We start from the raw sequence: 10,949 nt of genomic DNA on the forward strand, positions 1-10,949 counted from the left end.
TCCCGCGAGCCCGGGGCACCCCCACCGAACGCTGCAACTGATCAACACCTCTGGAGAAGAGATGTCTGTCCCGCTGCACGAACTGATCGCCCAGCAGACCGTCCGTACCCCTCACGCCATCGCGGTCGACGACGCCCAAGGGTCGATGACGTACGCGCAGTTGGACCGCCGCGCGAACGGCATCGCGCGGCTCCTGCGCGGGCGCGGCGTCCTCCCCGAGTCGAGGGTGGCCGTCTGCCTGCCGCGCGGGCGGGAGCTCCTCGCGGCGCTCCTGGGCGTCTGGAAGGCCGGCGCGGCCTACGTCCCCCTGGACGCGAGCCACCCGGCCGAACGCATCGCCTGGATGGTCTCGGACAGCGGGGCGCGGACGGTGCTGACCGTCGGCGCGTCGGCCGGGGCTCTGGACGGCGTCGTACCCGACGGCGTCGTCCTGCTCGACGCGGCCGGCGGCGAGGCCGACGCCGAACCCGTCGCGACAGGCCCGCAGCACGCCGCGTACATCACGTACACCTCGGGCTCGACGGGCCGCCCCAAGGGCGTGCTCGTCGAACACGGCGGGATCGCCAACCGGGTGTCCTGGTCGGTCGCCCGGCAGGGCCTCACCCCGGACGACAGGGTGCTGCAGAAGACCGTCCTCACCTTCGACGCCGCGGCCCTGGAACTCTTCGCGCCGCTCGTGGCGGGCGGCACCGTGGTGATGGCCCCCGAGGGTGCCGAATCGGACCCCGCGCTCCTCGTACGGACGGTGGCCGACCGGCACGTCACCGTCCTGCAGGGCGTGCCCTCCGTGCTGCGGCTGCTCGCCGAGGAGCCCGCCTGGTCCGAGTGCACCGGGCTGCGGCTCGTCCTGTCCGCGGGCGAGGCGCTCGACGCCGAGCTGTGCCGCAGGCTCGGCGAACCCACCGGTGCCAAGGTGTGGAACACCTACGGCCCCACGGAATGCTCCATCGACGTCACGGGCCAGGAGTTCGACCCGGAGCTGCACACCGAGGCGGTCCCGATCGGCCGGCCGATCGACAACATGCGGGTGTACGTGCTCGACGAGGACCTCGACCCGGTCCCGATCGGTGTCGTCGGCGAGCTGTACGCCGGAGGCATCGGCGTGGCCCGCGGCTACGTCGGCAACGCGGCGCAGACCGCGCAGAGCTTCGTGCCGGATCCGCACGGCCCGGCGGGCAGCCGCATGTACCGCACCGGCGACCTCGCGCGCTGGCGCTCCGACGGGGCGCTCGCCTACCTCGGCCGCGTGGACCACCAGGTCAAGGTGAACGGCGTCCGGATCGAGCCCGCCGAGGTGGAGGCCGCGCTCAACGCGCACCCCGACATCCGGGGCGCCGTGGTCGGCGCGTACACCGTCGGCGCCGGGAAGCGGCTGGTGGCCCATCTGGTGACCGCCCGCCGCATACCCCGGGACGAGCTGCGCAGCTTCCTGCGCAAGCGGCTCCCCGAGCCGATGGTCCCCGCCCTCTTCGTGCCGATGGACGCCTTCCCGCTGACCAGCAACGGCAAGATCGACCGCAAAGCCCTGCCCGACCCCGAGCAGCCGGGCACGGGGACCCCGTGGGAGGGCCCGCAGTACACGGCACCGCGCACCGTCGAGGAACGCCTCGTCGCCGAGGTGTGGGAGCAGCTGCTCCAGGTGGAGCGGGTCGGCGTGCACGACGACTTCTTCGCCCTCGGAGGCTCCTCCCTGGTCCTGACCCGGCTGGCGGACGCCCTGGGCAGGGCCTCCGGCGACAGCATCCAGCTGCGCGGTCTCTTCGCTGCCTCCACGGTCGAAGCCCAGGCCAAGCTCCTGCAGGAGGCGCGGCCCGCCGTGCCCGAGGTGGTGCCGGTGGGGCGCGACGTCCCGCTGCCGCTTTCCTCCGGGCAGCACCGGCTGTGGTTCCTGGACCGCATGCACCCGGGCAGTCCGGAATGGGTGGCGCCGCTGTTCCTGCGGCTCCCGGCCGGCACGGCCGCCGATGCCGTGCAGTCCGCCCTGGACGCGCTGGAGGTCCGCCACGAGTCCCTGCGCACCCGGTACGTCCTCGAGGGCGAGGAGCCCCGGCAGGTGGTGGCCGCGGCGCAGCCGGTGGAGCTGCGCGTGGTGGACGCGAGCGAGGCGGAGATCGAGGGCCTGTTCCGCGAGCAGTTCGCCCGGGGCTTCGACCTGAGCGACGGGCCGCTGTGGCGGGCCCTGCTGGTACGGGTTCCCGTCGGCGGCCCCGTACTGCTGGTGACGACGCACCACATCGCCAGCGACGGCTGGTCGACGGTGCTCATGGACCGGGAGCTCCGCGAACTGTGCGCCGCCTCCGCCGAGGGCCGCACACCGGAACTCGCCGACCTTCCGGTGCAGTACGCGGACTACGCGGCCTGGCAGGCCGCCCGGTCCGACGGCGCGGTCCTCGACCGCGAACTCGACTACTGGAAGAACGCCCTGCGCGGCATGCCCGAGCTGCAGTTGCACACGGACCGGGGTCGCCCGGCCCGGCGCGACGGGCAGGGCCAGGGCGTGCGCTTCTCGGTACCGGCCGGTCTCGCCGACGCCCTCAGCGGCATCGGACGGAAGCACGGCGCGACCCAGTACGCGACCCTGCTGGCCATCTTCGCGGCGCTGCTCTCACGGCACAGCGGGCAGGACGACTTCGGCATCGGGAGCCCGGTCACCGGGCGGCTCAGGCCGGAGACCGAGGGTACGGTCGGCTTCTTCCTCAACTCGCTCGTCATGCGCTGCGACCTGACCGGCGACCCCACCTTCGGTGAGCTGCTGGGGCGTACGAAGAACACGGCCATGGCCGGCTTCGCCCACCAGGAGCTGCCGTTCGAGCGGCTTGTGGACGAGCTGCAGCCGGTCCGCGACCTGTCCCGGACCCCGCTGTACCAGGTGGCCTTCGACCTGCAGGACGAGGGCGCCACGTCGGTGGCCGCCGACGGGGTGCTGATGGACGCCTTCCAGGGCGCCTGGCGGGTGGCCAAGACCGACCTCACGATGTTCGTGTGGCGCCAGGCCGACGGCTCGCTGAACGGTGCTCTCGAGTACGCGACCTCGCTGTTCGACCGGTCGACCGTGGAGCGCATGGCCGACCACTTCGTGAGGCTCGTCGAGGGTGTCGTGGCGGCGCCGGACGTGGCGCTGTCGGCGATCGACATCACGTCGGTCCACGAGCACCGGCTTCTGCGGGTCTGGAACGATTCGGCGGTGGTGGTGCCGGAGGTGTCGGTGCCGGAGTTGGTGGCTCGGCGGGGCGTGGAGTCGCCGGATGCGGTGGCGGTGGAGGCTGGTGGGCGGTCGTTGTCGTTCGCGGAGTTGGATGTGCGGGCGAATCGTCTGGCTCATCGTCTGCGGGCGGCTGGTGTGGGTCCGGAGTCGACGGTTGCGGTGTTGCTGGATCGTTCGATCGATCTGGTGGTGTCGTTGCTGGCGGTGTGGCGTGCGGGTGGTGGGTTCGTTCCGATGGACCCGGTGCTGCCGGCGGGCCGGATCGCGGGGATGGTGGCGGACGCTCGGGTGAGCGTTGCGGTGACCTCTGGTGCGTATGCGGACCGCTTCGACGTGGCCGTGGTGCGGGTCGACGAGGAGGATGTGTCCTCGTTCCCGGAGTCTGCACCGGCTGTGGTGGTGGATCTGGATTCGGTGGCGTACACGGTGTTCACGTCGGGTTCGACGGGGCGGCCGAAGGGCGTGCAGGTTTCGCATCGCAGTCTGGTGAATCATGTGGACTGGGCTGTACGGGAGTTGGTGGCTTCGGGGTCGGGTGGTGCGCCGGTGTTCTCGTCGGTGGCGTTCGACCTGGTGGTGCCGAATGTGTGGGCTCCGCTTGCTGCGGGGCAGCGTGCGTGGCTGTGGGACGGTGAGCTGACCGAGCTGGGCGGGAGTCTGGCGGCGGCGGGTCCGTTCTCCTTCATGAAGCTGACCCCGGGGCATCTGGAAGTGATCTCCGGCCAGTTGTCGGACGAGCAGATTCAGGCTCTGACGTCTCGTGTGGTGGTTGCGGGTGAGGCTCTGCCTGGTGGTCTGGTGGAACGGTGGCGGGTGCTGCTGGGTGAGGGCCGGGTACTGAATGAGTACGGTCCGACCGAGGCCACGGTGGGGACTTGTGTGTTCCCGCTGGTGGAGGCGTTCGAGGGTGTGGTGCCGATCGGGCGTCCGCTGCCGAACATGATCATGCGTGTGCTGGATGCGGGTTTGCAGCCCGTCCCGGTCGGTGCGGTGGGTGAACTGTTCGTCGGCGGTACGGGTGTGGCGCGTGGTTACGCGTTCCGTCCCGCGGCGACGGCCGAACGCTTCATACCTGACCCGTTCGGGCCGGCCGGCTCCCGTCTCTACCGCAGCGGTGACCTGGCGCGCTGGCGCAGTGATGGTGCGGTGGAGTTCCTGGGCCGTATCGACGACCAGGTCAAGGTGCGCGGGTATCGCATCGAGCTCGGCGAGGTCCGTGCCGCGCTGATCGCGCATCCGCAGGTCACCGACGCGACCGTGGTGGTGTCGGAGGACCAACGGCTCATCGCCTACGTCGTCGGTGCCACAGAAGCGCTGGCAGAGGTACTCAGGGCTTCGCTGCCGGAGTACATGGTCCCGTCCGTCTTCATCGGACTCGACGCGCTTCCCCTGACGGCCAACGGCAAGATCGACCGGCGTGCTCTCCCCGACCCCGAGGCCACGGCCGCAGACGCGTTCATCGCTCCCCACACCCCCACCGAGGAACGCATCGCCGGCATCTGGCGTGACCTGCTCGGCAAGGAGGCGAGCACCCAGGACAGCTTCTTCGACCTGGGCGGACACTCCATCCTCGCCGTCCGGCTGGTCTCGCGCCTGCAGAACGAGTTCGACCTGGACCTCCCGATGCGTGTCGCCTTCGAGAGCCCGACGATCGCGCAGCTCGCCGTCGAGATCGAGGACCGGATCCGGGCCGAGATCGACGCCGTGCTCAGCGACGCCCACTGATTCCGTCGAGACGAAGGACGTGCCATGCGACACCTCATTTCCATCGGCGACCTGACCGACGACGACCTGCGGGACCTGGTCGAGCGGGGGGCGGAGTTCGCCGCCGGGGCCCGGGCGAAGTCCCTGGAGGACGCCGTCGTCGGGATCTACTTCCGGCGGACGTCCACCCGTACCCGTACCGCGTTCACCAGTGGCGCTCTGCGGCTCGGCGCGAAGACGGTGACCTTCGGTCCCGACGATCTGCAGCTGAACACCGGGGAGACCACCGAGGACACCGGCCGGGTGCTCTCCGGCATGCTCGACCTGCTGGTGGCCCGTACCGCGGACGCCACCGAGGAGCTGCGGACCTGGGCGGCCGGCGGGCGGATGTCCGTGATCAACGCGATGAGCACGGAGGAGCACCCCACCCAGGGGCTCACCGATCTCACGACGCTGCAGCACCACTTCGGCCGCGTCGAGGGACTGCGGGTGCTGTACGTCGGCGAGGGCAACAACAGCGCCGCGGCTCTGGCGCTCGCCCTGACCCGGTTCCCCGGGACCGAGTTGGAGCTGCGGACCCCGCCCGGCTACGGGCTGGCGCCGGAGATTCTCACCACCGCCGCCGAACAGGCGGGTCGCAGCGGATCGAAGGTGTCCGAGCAGCACGACATGGCTGCCCTGCCCTCGGGTGTCGACGCCGTCTACACCACGCGCTGGCAGACCACCGGAACCAGTAAGCCGACCGCCGACTGGCGGGAGGTCTTCGCACCGTTCCAGGTCACCCGTGAGCTGTGGGAGGAGAGCCCGGGCGCGGTCTTCCTGCACGACCTTCCCGCCCACCGCGGCCAGGAGGTCACCGCCGAGGTGCTGGACGGTCCGGCGAGCATCGCCTTCACCCAGGCGACGCACAAGCTGCACAGCGCGATGGCTGTCCTGGAGTGGTGCTGGGCCGATCGGCGATGAGTGACGACGGGGGAGACAGAGTGCGGCGAACGGGCAGCCCGGCACTGCGGACGCTGCGCAGTTACCGTGACTTCCGGCTGCTGTGGACCGGCTCCGCGATGGCCGTCATGGCGGAGCGCTGCTCGGGCATGGCGTTCACGCTGCTCGTGCTGTGGGACACCCGATCGGCGAGCGCGGCCGGACTCGTGGGCTTCGCCGGGCTGTTGCCCGCGCTGCTGGTCCAGCTGCCGGCCGGTGTCCTGGTGGACCGGCTGAACCGCAGGCGGGTCATGATGACGTGCGTCGTCGTGCGCATGGTGGCGGTCGCCACCGTGGCCGTGTCGCTGGTCGGGGACACCGTCTGGGTCTGGCACATCGCGACGGTGGCGTTCGTCCAGAGCAGCATGACGGTCTTCTACCAGTTGTCCGAGCGGGCCATGGTCCGCAGCGTGGTGCCGCCCAGCCAGCTGGGGGTGGCGATGGCGACGAACGAGGCCCGGTCACGGGCGGTCAACTTCGTCGGGCATCCGATGAGCGGGGCGATGTTCGGCCTTTCGGCGTGGCTGCCGTTCATGTCGAGCGTCGGGCTGTACCTGCTCTCCCTGATCACCATCGTGCGGCTGCGGGGCGAGGAGGATCCGCCGCCCGGGCCCGGCAGGAAGCGCCGCAGGATGCGGGCCGACATCGCCGTCGGGCTGAGGTGGGTATGGGATCGCGCCTTTTTCCGCATGGCACTGCTGATCATCGCGGGAAGCAATCTGGTCTTCCAGGGGCTCGTCCTCACCGTGGCCGTCGTGGTCAGGGAGGACGGCGGCGCTGCGGGCACCGTCGGACTGATCATGGCGTCCGGGGGTATGGGTGGGCTGCTCGGGGCGTTGGCCGGCGGCTGGCTGAACCAGCGGCTGGCGATGCGCCAGATCATGATCACGGCGCATGTGGCCTGGGCGCTGGTCATGCCCGCAGCGGTATTTTTCAGACAACCCGTGGCACTCGGTGTTCTCTTCTTCATAACGTCTCATATAGGAGCCGCTGTTACTGTCTCCGGCATGTCCTACCAGGTGCGCATCACCCCCAACGACATGCAGGGACGGGTGGGCAGTGTCGTCATGCTCCTTGTTTCCGGGGCGAGTTCACTCGGTGCCCTCGGTACCGGGTTTCTGGTGGAAGCGGTCGGCACCCGGCACGCGCTCGTGGTCGTGTCGATGGTGATGGTGGTGCTCGCCCTGGTCGCTGCCGTGGTCTTCACGAGACCGGGTGCGGCGCTCGAGGACCGGCAGGAAGGCGCATCGCCCCCACAGCCCGCGCCGGTTGCCCCCGCGGACGGGGCGGCGGCCGATCCCCTCACCAACCTGGAATTGCGGAGAATCGATGGATGACGCAGTGCGGCTCGAGTCGCTGACCAAGACCTATGGATCCGGGGACAGCGCGGTGACGGCGCTGCGCGAGATCGATCTGTCCTTTCCCCGGGGGAGCTTCACGGCCATCATGGGCCCGTCGGGATCCGGCAAGTCGACCCTTCTGCAGTGTGCCGCCGGACTCGACAGGCCCACATCGGGCCGGGTGTTCATCGACGGCAAGGACATCGTCGGACTGAACGAGACCCAGCTCACCGAACTGCGGCGCGAGACCACGGGGTTCATCTTCCAGGCCTTCAACCTGCTGCCCTCGCTGACTGCCGAGCAGAACGTGGCGTTACCCATGCGTCTGGCCGGGCGCAAGCCCAAGCGCCGGACCGTCCAGGAGGCGCTCGCCCAGGTGGGGCTGGAGAACAAGGCGGGCAGCAGGCCGAGCCAGCTCTCCGGCGGCCAGCAGCAGCGGGTCGCCATCGCCCGCGCGCTGGTGGCCCGGCCGGCGGTGCTCTTCGCCGACGAACCCACCGGCGCACTCGACCTCACCACGGGACGCGAACTGCTGGACACCTTGCGGCAGCTGGCCGGCGCGTCCGTGCAGGCACCCGCCCTCGTGCCCGCCCCCGGTCACGGTGGGCGCGTGACCACGACGATCGTGATGGTCACGCACGACCCGAACGTGGCCGCGTACGCGGACAGGGTGCTGTTCCTCGCCGACGGCAGCCTGGTCGGCGAGCTGCGCTCGCCCACCGCCGAGGCGGTCGCCGCGCGGATGACGGCCCTGGCGGTGTCGCGGTGATCAGGGTTGCCTTCCAGACCCTGCGCGCACGGTGGGTGTCGTTCCTCGGCACCGTCGTGGCGCTGGTGCTCGGCGTCGCGCAGGTCGCGGCCATGGGCGTACTCATCATGACCATGCTCGATCTGCCCGACCGGCCGGTCGAACGGTTCGCCGGGGCGCCCGCCGTGGTGCAGGCGTCCGACCCGGACTGGGACCCGGCCCATCACGACCTCGGGATCCGGTCGCTCGCGGCCGCCCGGGGCATCTCGTCCGAACTGAGGGAGAAGGTCGCCGCGACCGGCGAGACCGTGGTCGACCGCGCCTTCTACGCCCAGCTGGAGGGCGGCCCCGAGAGCCAGGTGGGCCACCCCTGGCCGGTGGCGCGGTTCGGCGGCTACAAGCTGACGGACGGCAAGGAGCCGTCCGGTGCCGAGGAGGTCGTGGTCCCGTCCGACCGGGCCCGTACCGGCGACAAGGTGACGGTTCTGACCGCCTCGGGCGTCGCGCAGTACACGGTCAGCGGCACGGTCACCCCGGTCGGCTGGGAGGACGCCGTGTTCTTCACCGACGCGGAGGCCGCCCGGCTCTCCCCGCGCATCGAGTCCCTGGTGGCTCTCGGCCCGGTGGCCGCTGTGCGGGCCGCCGTCGGCGACAGCGCCGCGGTGCTCACCGGCCAGGACCGGCACAAGGCGGACGCCAGCGAGGCCAGTGACCGCGAGACGCTGGACAACACCATCACGCTGGTTCCGGTGATGGCCAGCGTGGCGGGTACGACCGCGATCTTCGTGGTGGCCTCCACGTTCGCCTTCGCCGTCGTCCAGCGCCGCCGGGAGGTCGCGCTCCTGCGCACGGTCGGCGCCACCCCCAAGCAGGTGCGCAAGATGGTCCGCAACGAGGCGCTGCTCGTCGGCATCGTCGCCTCCGCGGTGGGCACGGTCCTGGGCCTGCTCGGTGCGCAGCTGCTCGCCGACATGCTCATCGCGATGGACATCTCGCCGGAGTGGTTCACGGTGGAACCCTCGCTGCACTGGACCATCCTGGCGCCGCTCGCCGCCGCCTTCCTCGTCGGCCTCCTGGTGGCGGTCGGCGGTGCGGCGGCCGCGGCCCGCAGGGCCGGCGGCATCCGTCCCATCGAGGCGCTGCGCGAGGCCTCGGTCGACGACTCGGGGGTGACGCCCGGCCGGGCGCTGCTCGGTGTCATCGCCCTGGTGGGCGGCGTCGGGTGGACGGCGTGGATCGCCGTCGCGTCCCCGACGAGCGTGCTCTCGCCCACGGTCTACGTCGTGTCCCTGATGGTGCCGGTCCTGGCCGCCGCGGTGCTCGCACCGCTGGTCGTCGGGCCGCTCACCAAGCTGCTGATGCTGCCCTTCCGGGGCGCGTCGGGGCCCACCGCGATGCTGGTGCGGGAGAGCGCGCTGACCGCGCGGCGGCGTACGGCCGCCACCGCGGCGCCCGTCCTGCTCACCGTAGGGCTCTCCTTCTCGTTGCTCGCCGCCACCGACTCGCTCGGTGCCGCGCGCGACAACGGCCTCCAGAACCGGGTCAGTTCGCAGTACGCGCTCGCGCCCGAGGGTACGCCGGGCATCAGCCCGCAGGTGATCGAGCGCGTCGCGGCCATCCCGGGCGTACACATCGCGGCGCCGATCCTCACCACCATCTACACCAAGGACGAGGACCGGTACGAGGAGAACGACGGGCTCGTGGTCGATCCCGCCGCGCTGAAGAAGACGATGGACCTCAAGGTCCTCGAAGGGTCCCTGGACGATCTCGACGACAACAGCACGGCCGTGGCCGACCTGTGGGGCATGGACGTCGGCTCCAAGCTCGCCGTGGAGATGCCCGACGGCGAGAAGGTGGAGCTGCGGATCGCGGCGACCTACAAGGCGCTGCGGGGTGAGGACGTGGCCTATCTGCCGCAGCGGTTCGCCCCTTCGGCCGTCTACGCCCGGGACGGACTGGCCCGGCGCGCCTACATCACGCTGGCTTCCGGTGCCGATCACGCCGCGGTCACCGCGCAGATCCGCAAGGCGGTGGCCGGCGGGGGAGCGGCGTTCATGACGAGGGACCAGCTCGTCGCGTCGGAAAGCGCGTACGCACGTCATCTCACAGAGGTGCGACAGCGCTCCACCGCGGCGATCATCATGCTCTTCTGCTTCATCGCGATCCTCAACACGCTCCTCATGGCGACGGCCGACCGCCGTCGCGACCTCGCGGTGCTGCGGATGGCAGGGGCCACGCCGAAACAGGTCGTCCGGTTCTTCGTCGCCGAGTCCCTGCTGGTCTCCGCCATCGGGGTGGTGCTGGCACTGGCCGCCACAGCGGTCAACCTGGCCGGTCTGTGGGGAGCGCTGTTCCAGTTGTTCGGCACGACACCGATCGTCGTGCCGTACCTGATCGTCATCGCCGTCGCCGTGGTGTCCACGCTGCTCGCCGTGATCGGCACGGTGCTGCCCGTCGGTGCGGCGCTGAGGGCGCGCACCGTCCAGTTCCTCGGCTCGCGCGAGTAGCCCCGCCACGCCCGTAGGGGACGTCCGACGGCTTCGGCACCAGGACGCCGGCACCAGGGCGCCCCACCCGTACCACCCCGAGACCCACGCGGTCCGGTCCCGCCTCCCCCGACGGGACCGGGCCGCGTGCTGCGTTGTGGGCGCGTGCATGCGGATGTGTCCAGTAGAGGGCCGGTATAGGCGGGCGTCCGAAGCTGAAGGCGAATCCGACCACCGAAGGGAAACCGACATGGCTGACGAGCAGACCGACAACCGCGTCTACCGAGTCGTCCTGAACGACGAGGAGCAGTACTCGATCTGGGACGCGGACCGGGAGCTGCCGGCCGGCTGGCACACCGAGGGCACCGAGGGTGCCCGGCAGGTCTGCCTCGACCGGATCGAAGAGGTCTGGACGGACATGCGACCCGCGAGCCTGCGCCGCCGCATGGAGACGTCCGGCGCCTGAGCAGGGCCGCCGGCAGGGC

General features: G+C 71.0%; 6 protein-coding genes. All 6 read left to right on the forward strand.

The window, feature by feature from the left end; genetic code table 11:
• Positions 1 to 61 precede the first annotated feature (61 nt).
• The 6 genes from ACE1OC_RS24550 (at position 62) to ACE1OC_RS24575 (ending at position 10,930) form a co-directional block, all read left to right on the forward strand.
• Positions 62 to 4,930, forward strand: coding sequence for an amino acid adenylation domain-containing protein (locus ACE1OC_RS24550; RefSeq protein ID WP_407838830.1), 4,869 nt, complete (start codon positions 62 to 64; stop codon positions 4,928 to 4,930).
• Between the two features lie 24 nt (positions 4,931 to 4,954).
• Positions 4,955 to 5,872, forward strand: coding sequence for an ornithine carbamoyltransferase (locus ACE1OC_RS24555; protein WP_407838831.1), 918 nt, complete (start codon positions 4,955 to 4,957; stop codon positions 5,870 to 5,872).
• Positions 5,869 to 7,227, forward strand: coding sequence for an MFS transporter (locus ACE1OC_RS24560; RefSeq protein ID WP_407838832.1), 1,359 nt, complete (start codon positions 5,869 to 5,871; stop codon positions 7,225 to 7,227). The genes ACE1OC_RS24555 and ACE1OC_RS24560 overlap by 4 nt, the downstream gene beginning before the upstream one ends.
• Positions 7,220 to 7,999 (forward strand): ABC transporter ATP-binding protein, encoded by a 780-nt coding sequence (locus ACE1OC_RS24565; RefSeq protein WP_407838833.1) that lies wholly within the window; start codon positions 7,220 to 7,222, stop codon positions 7,997 to 7,999. The genes ACE1OC_RS24560 and ACE1OC_RS24565 overlap by 8 nt, the downstream gene beginning before the upstream one ends.
• Positions 7,996 to 10,485 (forward strand): ABC transporter permease, encoded by a 2,490-nt coding sequence (locus ACE1OC_RS24570; protein WP_407838834.1) that lies wholly within the window; start codon positions 7,996 to 7,998, stop codon positions 10,483 to 10,485. The genes ACE1OC_RS24565 and ACE1OC_RS24570 overlap by 4 nt, the downstream gene beginning before the upstream one ends.
• A gap of 229 nt (positions 10,486 to 10,714) precedes the next feature.
• Entirely contained in the window at positions 10,715 to 10,930 is a 216-nt protein-coding gene (locus ACE1OC_RS24575; protein ID WP_274553081.1) for an MbtH family protein, read from the forward strand.
• The last annotated feature ends 19 nt before the right edge of the window (positions 10,931 to 10,949 follow it).

Origin of the sequence: Streptomyces stoeckheimensis (genome assembly GCF_045822005.1) — a bacterium.
In the GTDB taxonomy this organism is placed as follows: domain Bacteria; phylum Actinomycetota; class Actinomycetes; order Streptomycetales; family Streptomycetaceae; genus Streptomyces; species Streptomyces stoeckheimensis.